This window comes from Hymenobacter armeniacus (assembly GCF_014699055.1).
Lineage (GTDB): Bacteria > Bacteroidota > Bacteroidia > Cytophagales > Hymenobacteraceae > Hymenobacter > Hymenobacter armeniacus.
In genome coordinates this window covers 92128-107050 of sequence record NZ_JACXAC010000006.1, presented here as the reverse complement: position 1 = coordinate 107050, position 14923 = coordinate 92128, and the positions used below count along the sequence as shown (strand labels likewise).

The window sequence follows — 14923 nt, the reverse complement described above, 5'->3', positions numbered from 1 at the left end:
TTGAGCTGAACCATGCTGCCCAGCCCGGGAAATTTTCCCACTGCGGGATATAGTACCTTCGCCCTATGTCGCCCAAGTCCCCTGCTTCCCCGTACGCCGCGGTTTTCATTGATTTTGAGAATGTTTATTATTTTCTCAAGAATCACTTCCACGACCCGCCCGACCTCAACGACTACGTGCTCGACATCGTGCGCAGCCTGCGCGAGCAGTTGGCCGCCAAGGGCCTCGACTCGCTCATCAGCTACGCCTACGCTGACTTCGAGCGCCTGGCCACGGCCCCGCAAGGGGCCCTCTACCTCATGGGCGTGAGCACCCGCAACGTGCTGGGCACCGACCACAAAAACGCCGCCGACATGCAGCTTTGCATCGACGCGCTGGAGGTGATGTACACCCGGCCCGACATCGGCACCTTCGTGCTCGTGGCCGGCGACCGCGACTACATTCCCGTGCTGCAGCACCTGCGCCGGCAGGCGCGGCAGGTGCTGGTGGCCGGTTTCCGCGAGTCCGTGTCCGGCGACTTGCTGCAGAACATCGGCTCCGCATCCTTCATCGACGCCCGCGACCTGCTGGGCGCCGAACGCGTGGAGCAGCTCGAAAAGCGCCGCACCGACCGCCTGCGCCTGCAGGAAGAAAGCCGCCGCCTGCGCGAGCAGGGCCTGGCGGGCGTGCCCACGGCCGCCGCCCTGGCCGCCCGCGAAACCGCCAAAGGGCCGCAGGTGGGCTCCATTCCCTCGGCCAGCGCGCCCCGGCCGGTGGTGCCCGTGGCGCCCCGGGTGGCATTTCGCGCCACCGACGAGGTGCCCGATTTTGCCCCGGTTCGGCCCTTGGCGCGCGACATCGAGCGCCGCACGCTGGCCTTCATTCTCAACGAGTTTCAGAAGCTGGAAGCCAAGCAGCAGCGCCGCGTGCCCGAGCTGTGGCTGGGCCCGTTCATGCGCCTGCTCACCGACGAGCTGCCCGAGCTGCCCGACTACGAGCGCCGCGACCTGCTCAACCACCTGCGCGACGCCGGCACCATCCGCATCGAAAAGCGCGAGGGCGAGCCGCATCCGTTCTCGGTCATCGTGGTGAATTACAACCACCCCGACGTGCAAGCCCTGCACCCCGGCGGAGAATAGGGCGCCGGGGCCGCCGGCTCCCGGCGAAGGCCAAAATGTTGTGATGGTCGGGGTCAACAAGGCCGGGCGTTGCGGGTTGCTAAGGCATCTTTCATCCGCCAACCCTTCCACTCCCCACACATGAATGCTTCCCAATCGCAAAGCAGCCTCGGCAACAGCCAGCTGGATACCACGCTGGGTGCGCTGCGCGGCGGCCTGCCCAGCGCCGCCGGCATCGCCGGCGAAAACATCACCGGCTGGATAAAAACCCTGCAGGGCAACGCCCCGCTGGCCGACATCGCCGCCGAGCTACAAAGCCTCCACCAGGTGCTTCGCAGTGGCACCGCCGATGCCGCCACCCTTGCCCAACACCTGAGCAGCCTTGGCGAGCTCACCACCCAAGCGGCCGACTCGGCCACCGCCGATGCCCAGGACAAGCTGCGCGAGCTGGGCAACGTGCTCAGCACCGCCGCTGGCCAGCTGCGCGGCTAAGCCACCGCTGCCGGCCGGCAGCGGTGCTGGTGTGCCCCGGCCGCCGGCAGGACTTTTGCGAACGGACGGCCGCTGCGTCTCTGTGAAAAGAGCCGCTCCCATGCGGCACGCGGGCATATCTGCCGATGGGTTGGCTTTTTGGGGGCTTGGCGCCGTACCTTCGTGGTCCCAAGCCAGGGTTTGGCGGCGTGCCGTGCCGGCTGGGTTCATTTTCCATTTCTCTCTTCTTCTCATGAGCTTTATTTCCGAAGTAGAATCCGGCATCAAGTCCCTATTCACCGCCACCGGCAACGGCTTCCAGATGGACCCCAGCGCCGGCTACAGCCACATCGACCACTGGATTCAGCAGCTGCGCTCCATCGACCAGCCCGTGCTGCGCCCCATCGTGGCGGAGCTGGAGACCCTGCGCCGCCACATCGACGGCAACAACCCCGCCGGCATGTCCCAGGCCTTCCAGAACCTCGGCGAGCTCACCGCCCAGGCGGCCCTCACCACCCACAACTTCAGCGGCGAAGGCGACAAAGCCCGCGAACTCAGCCAGAAACTCATCGCCGCCGCCGGCAACCTGCGCCACCTGGCCAGCACGGCCGTTGCGCGCTAGCACGAGGTAGCGACGTATACTTGCGTCGCTACCTCGTTCACCAAACTTGATAAGCAGTAAAAAAGCCCGCTGGATGATTCCAGCGGGCTTTTTTACTGCTTGCTTGCCTAGTACCCCACGGCGGTGTCGTCGCCGCGCGGGTCGGCGCCGCCTTCCAGGGTGCCGTCGGGCAGCACGTGAATGATGTCGAGGCGGCCCCAGGGCAGGCGGGGCTGGGGGCGGTAGCCGCGGGCGCGCAGGGTGTCTTGGGCGGCGGGCAGCAGGGCGCCAGCTTCCACGTCGAGCACGTCGGGCAGCCACTGGTGGTGCAGGCGCGGCGCGGTCACCACTTGCTGGGCGTTTAGGCCGTAGTCGACAATGCCCAGAATGCTCTGCAGCACGCTGGTGATGATGGTGCTGCCGCCCGGCGACCCCGTGACGAGGGCCACGCGGCCGTTGCGGGTCAGAATGGTGGGCGTCATGCTGCTGAGCATGCGCTTGCCGGGGGCAATGGCGTTGGCCGTGCCGCCCACCAGGCCGTAGGAGTTGGGCACGCCGGCTTTGGCCGAGAAGTCGTCCATCTCGTTGTTCAGCAAAAAGCCGGCGCCGGGCACCACCACTTTGCTGCCGTAGGCGCCGTTGAGGGTGGTGGTGCAGCTCACGGCGTTGCCGAGGGCGTCCACGATGCTGTAGTGGGTGGTTTGGTCGCTCTCGTAGCTGGGCAGGTTGGCGCCGGCCGTCACCTCCGAGCTGGCCGAAGCCCGGCCGCGCGAGCGCATGGAGCCGGCCCGCTGGTGGTTGTAGTCCACGTCGAGCAGCTTTTGGGTGGGCACGAGGCCAAAGTCCGGGTCGCCGAGGTAGGTGGCGCGGTCGGCGTAGGCGCGGCGCTCGGCCTCGGTGATGTAGTGCACGGCCAGGGGCGTGTGGTAGCCGGCCTGAGCCAGGTCTACGGGCTCCAGCATTTGCAGCATTTGCAGCAGGGCCACGCCGCCGGAGCTGGGCGGCGGCATCGTAATCACGTCGTAGTCGCGGTAGCGGCCGCGCAGGGGCTCGCGCCACTTGGCGCGGTAGCCGTCGAGGTCGGCTTGGCTGACGAGGCCGCCGCCGCGCTTCATCTCGGCCAGCAGCAGGCGGGCGGTTTCGCCGCGGTAGAAGCCGGCGCGGCCCTGGTCGCGGATGCGCGTGAGGGTGCGGGCCAGTTCGGGCAGGCGCAGGGTGTCGCCGGGCTGCCAGTCGCCGCCACCGGGGCGCACGTAGGCCGGCACATTGCCGGGGTTGTACTTCTGAAATTCAGCCTTGGTGCGATTCAGGCCAGCGGCTTCCTTTGTGGTGAGCACGAAGCCCCGGGTGGCCAGGGCCACGGCCGGCTGCAGCAGCGTGGGCCACGAGAGTTTGCCCAGCTGCTTGTGCAGCGTCACCATGCCAGCCACGGTGCCGGGCGTGCCCACGGCCAGGGGGCCGGCGGTGCTCAGGCCGGGCACTACGTTGCCGGCTTTGTCGAGGTACATGTCGCGCGAGGCGGCCGTGGGGGCGGTTTCGCGGAAGTCGAGCGAACCAGCCGACCCGTTGCGGTCGCGGTAGAGCAGGAAGCCGCCGCCGCCGATGTTGCCGGCCACGGGCAGCACCACGGCCAAGGCAAACTGCACGGCCACGGCCGCGTCGTAGGCGTTGCCGCCGCGCTGTAATATCTGGGTGCCAATTTTAGAAGCCTCTGGGTGGGCCGATACCACCATGGCGTAGCGGGCCAGCTTGGGCGCCGCGGCCTTGGGCACCGGCGTGCCCAGCGAGCCCTCAAATGCCCGCGAGGTAGACGTAACCGGCCGCTCGGCCGAACAAGCCATCAGCAGGGCCAGGGAAATAGTGAGTACACGTTTCAGCATTGGGCAAAATAACGGGAATAATGCCGCCCTTGCTACCATGCGCCGAAAATCAAAGCCCAGCCCCGGCAAAACCTCGGCGATTCTGCTCCTGACCTCGGCCAGCAGTTTTGGGGCCTTACATTTGGGCAAAACCATTTTCACCCATGGCTAAGTCGAAACCTACTGCGCCCGCGGCTGCCCCGGCCACCGTTGCCGCTACTTCCAACGCGACGGCTCGCGCCCGCCGCCCTGCGCCGCTGGCCCTCGTCAAGAACGACGCCTGGCTGGCGCCCTTCGAGCCCGTGCTGCGCCAGCGCCAGGAGCGCCTGCAGGCCCGGCTGGCCGAAATCGAGCAGTACCACGGCTCCTTGCTGCACTACGCCACCGCCCACCAGCAGCTGGGCCTGAACCACGACGCCGGCCGCGGCGGCTGGGTGTACCGCGAGTGGGCGCCCGGCGCCGAAGCGCTGTCATTAATCGGAGATTTCAACCACTGGGACCGGCAGGCCAACCCCTTGCACAAGCTGGAATTTGGGGTGTGGGAGGCGTTTTTGCCCGATGCGGAATACGACCAGCGCCTCGCCCACGGCAGCCGCTTCAAGGTGCACGTGGTGGCCAACGGCCAGGGCAAAGACCGCCTGCCGGCCACCCTGCGCCGCGCCGTGCAGGACGAGCAGACCAAGGATTTTGCCGGCCAAATCTGGCGCCCCGACACCGAGTTCCGCTGGACCGACCAGAAGTTCCGAACCGCCACCGCCGTGAAGGAGCCGCTGATTTACGAGGCCCACGTGGGCATGGCCACCGAGGAAGGCCGGGTGGGCACCTATCGCGAGTTTGCCGAAAACGTGCTGCCCCGCATCGAGGCCGGCGGCTACAACACCATCCAGCTGATGGCCGTGCAGGAGCACCCGTATTACGGTTCCTTCGGCTACCACGTGGCCAACTTGTTTGCGGCCAGCTCGCGCTTCGGCCCGCCCGAAGACCTGAAGTTTCTCATCAACGAAGCGCACCGGCGCGGCATTGCCGTGCTGCTCGACATCGTGCACTCGCACGCCGTGAAAAACGAAGCCGAAGGCCTGGCCGATTTCGACGGCTCCGGCAACCTCTACTTCCACAAGGGTGAGCGCGGCAACCACCCCGGTTGGGACAGCAAGCTGTTCGACTACGGCCGGCCCGAGGTGCAGCAGTTTCTGCTCAGCAACGTGCGCTTCTGGCTGGAGGAATACCATTTCGACGGTTTCCGCTTCGACGGCGTGACCAGCATGCTCTACCACCACCACGGCGAGGGCGTGGCCTTTGTGGGCTACGACAACTACTTTGGGCCGGCGGCCGACGAGGACGCCATTCTCTACCTGCAGCTGGCCACCACGCTGGCCCACGAGTTCAAGAAAGGCAGCCTGCTGGTGGCCGAGGACATGAGCGGCCTGCCCGGCCTGTGCCGCCCCATCAAGGAAGGCGGCGTGGGCTTCGACTACCGCCTGGCCATGGGCATTCCCGACTACTGGATTAAGCTGCTCAAGCACACCCCCGACGAGCACTGGCCCCTGGGCGAGCTGTGGTACACCCTCACCAACCGCCGGGCCGGCGAGAAAACCATTGCCTACGCAGAAAGCCACGACCAGGCTTTGGTGGGCGACAAAACGCTGGCCCATTGGCTGTTCGACGCGGCCATTTACACCCACATGCACGTCGTGGACGGCGACCCCGGCGCGGCGCGGGCCCTGGCGCTGCACAAAATCATCCGGCTGCTCACGCTGGCGGCCGGCGGCGAGGGCTACCTCACCTTCATCGGCAACGAGTTTGGGCACCCCGAGTGGGTCGATTTTCCGCGCGAGGGCAACGGCTGGAGCTACCACTTTGCCCGCCGCCAGTGGAGCCTGGGCGACAACCCCGACCTGAAATTCCATCAGATGGGCGCCTTCGACAAGGCCCTGATTCATTTGGCCAAAGCCCGCCACCTGCTGGCTGCCGGCCCGGCCACGCTGCTCAAGCACGACGAGGAAAATCAGGTGCTGGCCTTCGAGCGCGGCGGCCTCGTGTTCATCGTGAACCTGCACGTGGAGCGCAGCCTCACCGACTACCGCTTCTGGGTGACGCAGGAGGGCAAGTACCGCGTGGTGCTCTCCTCCGACAGCGCCCGCTTCGGCGGCTTCGACCGCCCCGATGAGGCATTTGAGTACGAAACGTATGAGCACCAGCTCAGCCTGTACCTGCCCAGCCGGGTGGTGCTGGTGCTGGCGCAGGCGTAACGGAGGCGTAAGGCGACAGCGCCGACAGCCCCTCACCAACCCCTGTAACAAAAGAACGCCGCTTAATAAGGCGCCGGCGTGCTGATGAGGCCGGCCCCCGCGGGGTGGCGCATGGGGCGAGAGTGGGCATCAGCGGGTGAGCTTGAGGACTTCGGAGCCGGCCAGCAGAAAGGCGCCCGTGCCGTACACTTCCCAGCTGTCGGCTGAGAAGTCGCGGCGCGGGTCGGCGCCGATGGGCTGCACCCAGCCCACGCGGCCTTCCGGCGACACCACTTTGCTGAGGGCCACCCAGGCTTTTTGTACGGCGGGCAGGAAGGTGGCGCGGTCCAGAATGCCGTTGTTGAGGCCCCAGGCCATGGCGTAGGTATCAAAGCCCGAGCCCGAGGTTTCGCCGCCGGGGTAGGCGGCGGGGTCGAGTAGGCTGGAGCGCCACAGGCCGTCGGGCTGCTGCAGCAGCAGCAGCCGGGCGCTCATTTCCTTAAACAAGCTCAGGTAGAAAGGCCGCGAGGGGTGATTGGCGGGCAGCTCCTGCAGAATTTGCACCAGGCCGCCCATCACCCAGCCGTTGCCGCGGCTCCAGAAAATGCGCTGGCCGTTGCTTTCCTTTTTGCCTTCGCCGGCCGCGTTCCACAGGTAGGAGGCATCGCGGGCAAAAAGGTGCTCCTGGTGGTTGAACAGGCGCCGGTAGGTTTGCTGGTACAGCGTGTCGTTCAGGGCCAGGTACTCGGGCTTGTTCTCCATCAGGCCCATCTTCACGAGCACGGGCGGGCCCATAAACAGGGCGTCGCACCACCACCAGGCAATGCCGTTTTTCTGCACCTCGGGGCCGGGCACGGTGCGAAATTTCTCCACCACGGCCAGGGTGGGCGCTAGCATGCGCCGGTCCTTCTTGAGGCGGTAAAGGTTGAGGTAGGTCTGGCAGATGACGATGTCGTCGGCGTGGTCGTAGCGGCGGTCGGGCTGCCAGTGGGTGCGCTCGCTCATGGCCAGGAGCGAGTCCAGAATTAGCCGGGATTTGGTGGCCTGATAAGCGGCAAACACCCCGGAGTAGAACGCCCCGTTGGTCCAGTCCGTCGCCTGGTGCTTGGGGTGGGCCAGCTGCCAGCGCGTCGCTTTCAGCAATTGCTGCTTGATGAATTTGGGCTTGAACACGGCCTTGTCGGCGGCGCTGAGTGCCTGGGCGTGGCCGGCGCGGCCCAGGCCCAAGGCCAGCAGCAGCCCGCCCGCCAGCGGACGAAGAAAACGGAGCATAAAGATGGGGTGGGGAAGTGAGGCTGGTTGGAAAGGGGCCAGCGGCGAATTTCCAACCGCAATACTAGGCGCCGGGGGCAGAATAGGGCAGGGAGGCATTGAGGCAATTGGCTGCCCGCAACGCAACGAAGGCCGCCCACGCCCGGCATTCCCGCGGCCCGACGGGAGCTTTACCTTCGCACTGCGGCCTGAATAGCACCGCGCCACCCGCGGGTAGTCCCCGTCGGCCCTTCACGCCGCCTTTCAACCTTTCTCCGTTCGTGTTCATGCTTCCTTCGTTTTTACGTGGCCTGCTGCCCTTGCTGGCGGCCGCCGGCCTGGGGCTGGCCGGCGCCCCGCCCGCCACGCCGCCCGCCCACACCTTTGCCCTGGCCGCCGACCAGTTTTTGCTGGATGGCAAGCCGTTTCAAATGATTTCGGGCGAGCTGCACTACCCGCGCATTCCGCGCGAGGCCTGGCGGCAGCGCCTCAAAATGGCCAAAGCCATGGGCCTGAATACGGTGGGCACCTATGTGTTCTGGAACGCCCACGAGCCCCAGCCGGGCCGGTACGATTTTGCCGGCAACCACGACGTGGCCGCCTTCGTGCGCATGGCCCAGGAAGAAGGCCTGTGGGTGGTGCTGCGTCCCAGCCCCTACGTGTGCGCCGAGTGGGAATTCGGCGGCTACCCCTACTGGCTCCAGAACATTCCCGGCCTGAAGGTGCGCAGCCAGGAGCCGCAGTACGTGGCCGCCTACCGCCGCTACATGCAGGCCGTGGGCAAGCAGCTGGCGCCGCTGCAGGTGAACCACGGCGGCCCCGTGCTCATGGTGCAGGTGGAAAACGAATACGGCTCCTACGGGGCGGATAAGGAGTACCTCGCGTTAAACAAAAAGCTGTTTGAGGAAGCCGGCTTCGACGGCCTGCTCTACACCTGCGACCCGGTGAAGGACGTGGCCAACGGCCACCTGCCCGGCCTGCTGCCCGCCGTGAACGGCACCGACAAGCCCGGCCAAATCCGCCAGCTGGTGCGCGCCAACCACGGCGGCCAGGGGCCCTACTACGTGGCCGAGTGGTATCCCGCGTGGTTCGACTGGTGGGGCACCCAGCACCACACCGTACCCGCCGCCAAGTACTCGCCCGGCCTGGATTCGGTGCTGAAGGCGGGCATGTCCATCAACATGTACATGTTTCACGGCGGCACCACCCGCGGCTTCATGAACGGGGCCAACTACAAGGGCGACGGCACTGCGTACGAGCCCCAAATCAGCAGCTACGACTACGACGCGCCGCTCGACGAGGCCGGCAACGCCACGCTCAAGTTCTTGGCTTTCCGAAGCGTCATTGCCAAATACCGGCCGGCCGGCCAGCCCCTGCCGCCCGTGCCCGCGCCCCGGCCCAGCGTGGCCCTGCCGGCCCTGAGCCTCACCCGGGCGCTCAGCCTGCTCGACCGCCTGCCCGCCCCCGTGGCCAGCGCCACGCCCCTCACCTTCGAGGCGCTGAAACAGGCCTACGGCTATGTGCTCTACCGCGCCACGGTGCCGGGCGGCAGCCCCCAAACCCTAAAAATCACGGACCTGCGCGACTACGCCGTGGTGCTGCTGAACGGCCGGCGCGTGGGCTCCCTCGACCGCCGCTTGCGGCAGGACAGCCTGCGCCTGGCCTTGCCCGCCGGCCCGGTGCAGCTCGACATTTTGGTCGAAAACATGGGGCGCATCAACTTTGGCAAATACCTATTGGAGAACAACAAAGGCATCACCCGGAGCGTGCGCCTGGGCGGGAAGGAGGTGCGGGGCTGGCAGATGTTCGGCCTGCCCTTCGACCAAGCCCCGGTAGTGCCCAACGCCAGCGCGGCAGTCCCGACGGCCGACGGCTCCCCCGTACTGCGGGCCGCCACGTTCAGCGTGGCCCAGCCCGCCGACACCTATCTCGACATGCGGCAGTGGGGCAAAGGCGTGGTGTGGGTGAACGGCCACCACTTGGGCCGCTACTGGGCCATTGGGCCCCAGCAAACGCTGTACGTGCCCGCCGAGTGGCTGAAAAAAGGCGCCAACGACATAGCGGTGCTGGAACTGCTCAAGCCGCAGCAGGCCCGCGTTGCTTTTCTCAATCATCCGATTCTCAGCGAACTGCAGCCCGCGGCGGGCAGCAGCCAGCCGTGAGCAAAAGCCTGCCCTGCCCGCCCGTGCCTCTGGCGCCCCACCCATCCGGCAAGCCCCGAATGATGATTTGCGGCACGGCTGGACTTTAACCAACATTCGTTCCTGATGCTTTTTGTTCGATTTGCCGGGCCGCTGTTGCTCCTCTGGGCCGGCCTGGCTTCGCCCCGCGCCACGCTCGCGCAAACCCCCGTGGGCCTGGGCTGGGCCCGCAACAACGTGAACGGCGCCGTGTTCCGCAAAAACTCCGTGGTGACGCACCAGCGCGACCAGTTCACTGCCTACTACGACTCGGTGGGCTACGTGACGCTGGCCAAACGCCGCCTGCCCGCCGGGCCTTGGCAGGTGCAGCGCACGCCCTACCACGGCAACGTGAAGGACGCCCACAACGTCATCAGCCTGATGGTGGACGGCGCCGGCTACGTGCACCTGAGCTTCGACCACCACAACACCCTCCTGCGCTACTGCCGCGGCCTGGCGCCCGGCTCATTGGAAATGGGCCCGCTGCAGCCCATGACCGGCCAGCAGGAGCAGAAGGTGAGCTACCCGGAGTTTCACCGTTTCCCCGGCGGCGACCTGCTCTTTCTGTACCGCGACGGCGGCTCCGGCAACGGCAACCTCGTGCTGAACCGCTACTCGCTGAAAACCCGGCAGTGGACCCGCCTGCACAGCGTACTCATCGACGGCGAAGGCCAGCGCAACGCCTACTGGCAGGCCTGCATCGACGCGCGCGGCACCGTGCACGTGGCCTGGGTGTGGCGCGAGTCGCCCGACGTGGCCTCCAACCACGACCTGGCCTACGCCCGCTCCCGCGACGGCGGCCGCACCTGGCAGAAAAGCACCGGCGAACCCTATGCGCTGCCCATCACCGAGCGCACCGCCGAGTACGCCTGCCGCATCCCGCAGCGCAGCGAGCTGATAAACCAGACGTCCATTGCGGCCGATGCCGCGGGGCAGCCCTACATCGCCACGTACTGGCGGCCCGCGGGCACGCAGGTGCCGCAGTATCAGCTCGTTTGCCTGGCCGGTAAGGAGTGGAAGACCATGCAGGTCGGCCAGCGCACCACGCCCTTTAGCCTGAGCGGAACCGGCACCAAGAAGATTCCCATTGCCCGGCCGCAGGTGCTGGTGGGCGAGCAGCGGGGCCACCGCACGGTGTACGTCGTCTTTCGCGACGTGGAGCGCCAGGACCGCGCCTCGCTCACCCAGTGCACCGACCTCGCCGCCAACCGCTGGACCACCACCGACCTCATCACCAGCCCCCTGGGCAGCTGGGAGCCCAGCTACGACACCGAGCGTTGGCTAAAACACGGCGTGCTCAGCCTTTTCGTGCAGCGCACCGGCCAGGGCGACGGCGAAACCCTGGAGGCGCTGCCGCCCCAGCCCGTGCGCATTGTGGAGTGGCGGCCCGGCCGGTAGCTGCGCCGGCCGCTACTTGCCCCGCTCCAGCACCACAGCCGTTTTGGCGGGCAGCTGCAAAAGACGCAGTATTATTTGATGCTTTCTTCAACGCAGTTACTTCATTTGCTTTCAGAACTCGTCGTTCCGCCTTTTGCGCAACCCCTGCGCGGCCGCTACTGCTTCTAGTCGCCACATTTTCCAAACTCACTCGCCGCCCGGCTCTTTCCCGCCCCCTTATGACTCCAGCCTTACGTCTTGCCCTATTCAGCCTGTGGCTAGCTTCCGCAGTTATTACGCGCGCCTACGGCCAAGCGCCTCCTTCTTGGCAAAGCGCCGTCTTGTTGGGGCAAGGCGCGGGCGAAACCTCTTCTACTTTTCTGTCCCAACCTGATGGGGCGGGCAACGTGATTGTGGCCGGTTCGTTTGCGGGGGCCGTCCGCTTGGGTACCATTACATTGACCAGCGCAGGCGGAGACGACATTTTTGTTGCCAAGTGGCGTCCGGCTACCGGGAGCTTCCTGTGGGCCATGCGGGCCGGAGGTAGCACCAACGACTTCCCCCAAGCCATCACCTTGGCGGGGAGCAGCATTTACATGACCGGCGCCTTTTCCAGTCCCACTTGTGCGTTTGGCAGCAACACGCTCACCAATGCGGGCAATGCGACGCAAGATGTGTTTGTGGCCAAGCTCACGGACGCGGGCAGCACAGGTGCCTTTGTGTGGGCACAACGGGGTGGAGGCTCGCAAAACGACAGTGCCAACGGCATTTGCGTATCCGGCCCAAACGTGTACATCGCCGGTTCATGCAGTGGCTTGGATGTGGTATTTGGCACGACTACCGTGGCCGGGGGAGGTTTCGCGGCCAAACTGGTGGACGCGGGTGCCAGCGCAGCATTTGCTTGGGCCCAGCGCACGGGCGCCTCGGCCAACGCCGTTGCCGTGGGCAGTGGAGGCGTTTACCTCGTGGGCAATTTTGTGTCCTCGACGGCTGTCTTTGGCGCTACAACGCTGACCAATGCGGGCGGCAACGACGTGTTCGTGGCCAAGCTAACGGACTCGGGGACGGGGGCAACGTTTCCGTGGGCCGTGCGGGCCGGGGGCGCCGGGGTCGAAGCCGGCTTTGGTGTGGCCGTCTCCGGCACCGATGTCTACATTACGGGCTCGTTTGCCAGTTCGACGTGCACCTTTGGCACCAGCACCTTACTAAACGCTGGCGGGCAAGACGCATACGTGGCCAAACTGACCGATTCGGGGAGCAGCGGGGCGTTTGTGTGGGCCGATAGACTGGGCGGCACGGGCAATGATTACGGTTTCGCCCTGGCCGTGCAGGGCCCCAACGTCTACGTGTCCGGCTCGTTCAGCAGCCCCACGGCCGACGCAGGCGCCACCACATTGGTGAACGCGGGAACGGGGTACGACTTGTTCCTGGCCCGCCTCACCAACGCGGGCCTGAGTGGCGGCATCGCATGGGCCCTGCGAGCTGGAGGTGCTGGCAATGATTACGCGGGCAGTCCTGCCGTCATTGGCACTGGCGTATACTTGGGCGGGAGTGTTGCTCCCCCGGCCAGCTTCGGGTCGCTGCCCGTAATGGGAACGAGTGCTTCCGTGGGATTCCTCGCGTCATTAAACGACGCCACCGCACTGGCCACAAACACGCTTTTTGAGAAAAGCCAATGGGGTTTGTCTCCCAATCCCGCCCATTCGAGCACGTGTATCGTCGTGCCACAGGCCATCGTAGGGCTGAAAGGTGCCCTCATCATAAGCGACGCGCTGGGGCGTCAGGTTCGAAGCGAATTGATGCTTTCCTTGCCGAGCGCAGTGCCGTTGGCGGTGTCCGGCTTGCCCCGGGGCCTCTATTTCGTTCGACTCGTGGTGCCCGGCCAGACGTTGACCCAACGCCTGCTTCTTGACTAGAAGCAGGCTGACCACAACCCGTTGGGTATTTGCCGAAGCTACTTGCCCAGCTCCAGCACCACGGCCGTTTTGGCGGGCAGCTGCAGCGTGGCCAGATTGCTCAGGCTCTCGCCCGTCAGCACGTTGCGGCCCTTCGTGAAGCCACTCATGCGCTCCGCGAAGCGGGCCGTGGGCAGCGCGGCGGGCTTATCGGTGGTGTTGCTGGCCACCAGCACGGTGCCGCTGGCATCGTAGCGGAAGTATACGTAGAGGCCGTTTTCGGGCAGGTACTGCATCAGCTTGCCGGTGTGCAGCACTTTGTGGTCGCGGCGGTAGGTGGCCAGCTTCTTCACGAAGTCGAAGGCCTCGTTTTCGCGGGCCGAGCGGCCGGCGGCGGTGAACTTGTTGTCCTTGTCGCCGGGCCAGCCGCCGGGGAAATCCTTGCGCACCTCGGCATCGGTGGGGTCTTTGAAGTTCTTCATCAGGATTTCGGTGCCGTAGTACATGCTCGGGATGCCGCGCGTGGTGAGCAGCCAAGTCAGGCCCAGCTTGTACTTGTCGAGGTCGTCGCCGATTTCGGACAGGAAGCGGTTGTGGTCGTGGTTGTCGAGGAAGGTCACGAGCCGGGTCGGGTCCTGGTACACCACGTCCTGGGCCAGGGCCTGGTACACGCGCTGGGCGCCGCCGTCCCAGCCGGTGGTGGCGGGCGTGCCGGTATCTTTCAGCGCGCCCAGCAGGGCCCCTTCGAGCACGAAATCGAGCGCACCCGGCTGGTTCGATTTGAAGGGAAAATCAATTTTGCTGCGCGTGTAGTAGGCCTGGTCGATGCTGTTGGTCACGGCCGACTCGCCGAAGATGTGCAGACGCGGGTATTCGGCCAGCAGTGCTGCGTTGCAGCGGTTCATAAACGGCTGGTCGTTATACAGGTACGTGTCGATACGCCAAGCGTCCACGCCAAAGTTCTCGACGCACCAAATGGCGTTTTCAATCAGGTAGTTGGCCACGAATGGGTTCTGCTGGTTGAGGTCGGGCAGGAAAGGCACAAACCAGCCGTTGAGGGTGATTTTGCGGTCAATCTGCGCCGCGTGCGGGTCGGTGATGGGCGTGTAGCGGTAGGTGGTGTTGGTGTAGCTGGGCCACTGGTGCAGCCAGCTTTTCATGGGCAGGTCCTGCAATATCCAGTGGGTGTTGCCCACGTGGTTATACACGGCGTCCTGCACCACTTTGAGGCCGGCGGCGTGGGCCTGCTGCACAAAGCTTTTGTAGGCCGCGTTGCCGCCCAGGCGGCGGTCCACGCTGTATTGGTCGGTGAAGCCGTAGCCGTGGTAGGAGGCGCGCATGGTGCCGCCCTCGGAGGTGAGCGGCTGGTTGTTTTCGAGCACCGGCGTAAACCACACGGCCGTCACGCCCAGGTCTTTGAGGTAGCCCAGGTGCTGGGCCGCGCCTTGCAGGTCGCCGCCGTGGCGGAAGAAGGGGTTGGCGCGGTCGTGGTTGGGGTCGCGCATATCCGCGAACTTGTCGTTGGCCGGGTCGCCGTTGGCAAACCGGTCGGGCATGGCCAGGTAGATGAAGTCAGCGGCCGTCACGCCCTGGGCTTTGGGGGCGTTGTCGCGGGCTTTCAGGGCCCAGGTTTGCGTCACGGTCTGGGTGCCTTTTTTGCCTACCAGCCGCACCGAGCCGGGCTTGGCCGAGGGCGAGATGCTGAGGTCGAGAAAGGCGTAGTTGGGGTTCTCGACGGTGTTGGTTTTCACCAGTTTCACCCCGGGGTAATTCACGGTATACGTGAGGGTGCCCGCGCCGGGTCCGTGCACCAGCAACTGCACGTTGGGGTTTTTCATGCCCACCCACCAGTTGGTGGGGTTCACGCGGTCGATGCTGATGTTCTGGGCCTTGGCCAGCAGCGGGAGCAGCAACAGGAGCAGCAGATGGCTTTTTTTCATGAGGATTGGCTGGGTGGGAAACCA

The 14923-nt window shown here is 65.8% G+C and carries 10 protein-coding genes; 7 read left to right on the top strand and 3 right to left on the bottom strand.

Translation table 11 applies throughout. From position 1 onward, the window contains the following. Positions 1 to 65 precede the first annotated feature (65 nt). From IC234_RS17880 to IC234_RS17870, 3 genes are all read left to right on the top strand, one after another. Positions 66 to 1118: an NYN domain-containing protein gene (locus tag IC234_RS17880; RefSeq protein WP_190927325.1), complete on the top strand. Its 1053-nt coding sequence runs from the start codon at positions 66 to 68 to the stop codon at positions 1116 to 1118. A gap of 120 nt (positions 1119 to 1238) precedes the next feature. Next, positions 1239 to 1589 carry a hypothetical protein gene (locus IC234_RS17875; RefSeq protein WP_190927323.1) on the top strand — a complete coding sequence of 117 codons (351 nt, stop codon included), beginning with the start codon at positions 1239 to 1241 and terminating at the stop codon, positions 1587 to 1589. Between the two features lie 232 nt (positions 1590 to 1821). Next, complete coding sequence (locus IC234_RS17870) at positions 1822 to 2190, top strand: hypothetical protein (RefSeq protein ID WP_190927322.1); 369 nt, start codon at positions 1822 to 1824, stop codon at positions 2188 to 2190. Between the two features lie 107 nt (positions 2191 to 2297). On the opposite strand, the gene ggt is transcribed toward IC234_RS17870, so the two are convergent. Next, entirely contained in the window at positions 2298 to 4049 is a 1752-nt protein-coding gene (ggt, locus tag IC234_RS17865; RefSeq protein WP_190927321.1) for a gamma-glutamyltransferase, read from the bottom strand. Between the two features lie 143 nt (positions 4050 to 4192). Here ggt and IC234_RS17860 point away from each other — a divergent pair, with 143 nt between their 5' ends. Beyond that, positions 4193 to 6277: an alpha amylase C-terminal domain-containing protein gene (locus IC234_RS17860; protein ID WP_190927320.1), complete on the top strand. Its 2085-nt coding sequence runs from the start codon at positions 4193 to 4195 to the stop codon at positions 6275 to 6277. A gap of 129 nt (positions 6278 to 6406) precedes the next feature. Here IC234_RS17860 and IC234_RS17855 read toward each other — a convergent pair whose 3' ends face one another. Beyond that, positions 6407 to 7528: a glycoside hydrolase family 88/105 protein gene (locus IC234_RS17855; RefSeq protein ID WP_190927319.1), complete on the bottom strand. Its 1122-nt coding sequence runs from the start codon at positions 7526 to 7528 to the stop codon at positions 6407 to 6409. A 266-nt stretch (positions 7529 to 7794) separates the two neighbouring features. Here IC234_RS17855 and IC234_RS17850 point away from each other — a divergent pair, with 266 nt between their 5' ends. The 3 genes from IC234_RS17850 to IC234_RS17840 all read left to right on the top strand — a co-directional run bounded on the left by IC234_RS17850 (position 7795) and on the right by IC234_RS17840 (position 12980). After that, the gene (locus tag IC234_RS17850; RefSeq protein ID WP_190927318.1) at positions 7795 to 9669 is read left to right on the top strand and encodes a glycoside hydrolase family 35 protein; all 1875 of its coding nucleotides are present in this window, start codon (positions 7795 to 7797) and stop codon (positions 9667 to 9669) included. A 105-nt stretch (positions 9670 to 9774) separates the two neighbouring features. Beyond that, complete coding sequence (locus tag IC234_RS17845; RefSeq protein WP_190927317.1) at positions 9775 to 11085, top strand: BNR repeat-containing protein; 1311 nt, start codon at positions 9775 to 9777, stop codon at positions 11083 to 11085. A gap of 509 nt (positions 11086 to 11594) precedes the next feature. Then, positions 11595 to 12980: a T9SS type A sorting domain-containing protein gene (locus tag IC234_RS17840; RefSeq protein WP_190927316.1), complete on the top strand. Its 1386-nt coding sequence runs from the start codon at positions 11595 to 11597 to the stop codon at positions 12978 to 12980. A gap of 38 nt (positions 12981 to 13018) precedes the next feature. On the opposite strand, the gene IC234_RS17835 is transcribed toward IC234_RS17840, so the two are convergent. Beyond that, positions 13019 to 14899, bottom strand: coding sequence for a glycoside hydrolase family 13 protein (locus tag IC234_RS17835; protein ID WP_190927315.1), 1881 nt, complete (start codon positions 14897 to 14899; stop codon positions 13019 to 13021). Positions 14900 to 14923 lie beyond the last annotated feature (24 nt).

What these genes read in the sequence shown, in the direction of transcription:
- ggt (WP_190927321.1), bottom strand. Translation starts at nt 4,049, where the DNA reads ATGCTGAAACGTGTACTCACTATTTCCCTGGCCCTGCTGATGGCTTGT.
- IC234_RS17835 (WP_190927315.1), bottom strand. Translation starts at nt 14,899, where the DNA reads ATGAAAAAAAGCCATCTGCTGCTCCTGTTGCTGCTCCCGCTGCTGGCC.
- IC234_RS17870 (WP_190927322.1), top strand. Translation starts at nt 1,822, where the DNA reads ATGAGCTTTATTTCCGAAGTAGAATCCGGCATCAAGTCCCTATTCACC.
- IC234_RS17845 (WP_190927317.1), top strand. Translation starts at nt 9,775, where the DNA reads ATGCTTTTTGTTCGATTTGCCGGGCCGCTGTTGCTCCTCTGGGCCGGC.
- IC234_RS17850 (WP_190927318.1), top strand. Translation starts at nt 7,795, where the DNA reads ATGCTTCCTTCGTTTTTACGTGGCCTGCTGCCCTTGCTGGCGGCCGCC.
- IC234_RS17875 (WP_190927323.1), top strand. Translation starts at nt 1,239, where the DNA reads ATGAATGCTTCCCAATCGCAAAGCAGCCTCGGCAACAGCCAGCTGGAT.
- IC234_RS17840 (WP_190927316.1), top strand. Translation starts at nt 11,595, where the DNA reads ATGCGGGCCGGAGGTAGCACCAACGACTTCCCCCAAGCCATCACCTTG.
- IC234_RS17855 (WP_190927319.1), bottom strand. Translation starts at nt 7,528, where the DNA reads ATGCTCCGTTTTCTTCGTCCGCTGGCGGGCGGGCTGCTGCTGGCCTTG.
- IC234_RS17860 (WP_190927320.1), top strand. Translation starts at nt 4,193, where the DNA reads ATGGCTAAGTCGAAACCTACTGCGCCCGCGGCTGCCCCGGCCACCGTT.
- IC234_RS17880 (WP_190927325.1), top strand. Translation starts at nt 66, where the DNA reads ATGTCGCCCAAGTCCCCTGCTTCCCCGTACGCCGCGGTTTTCATTGAT.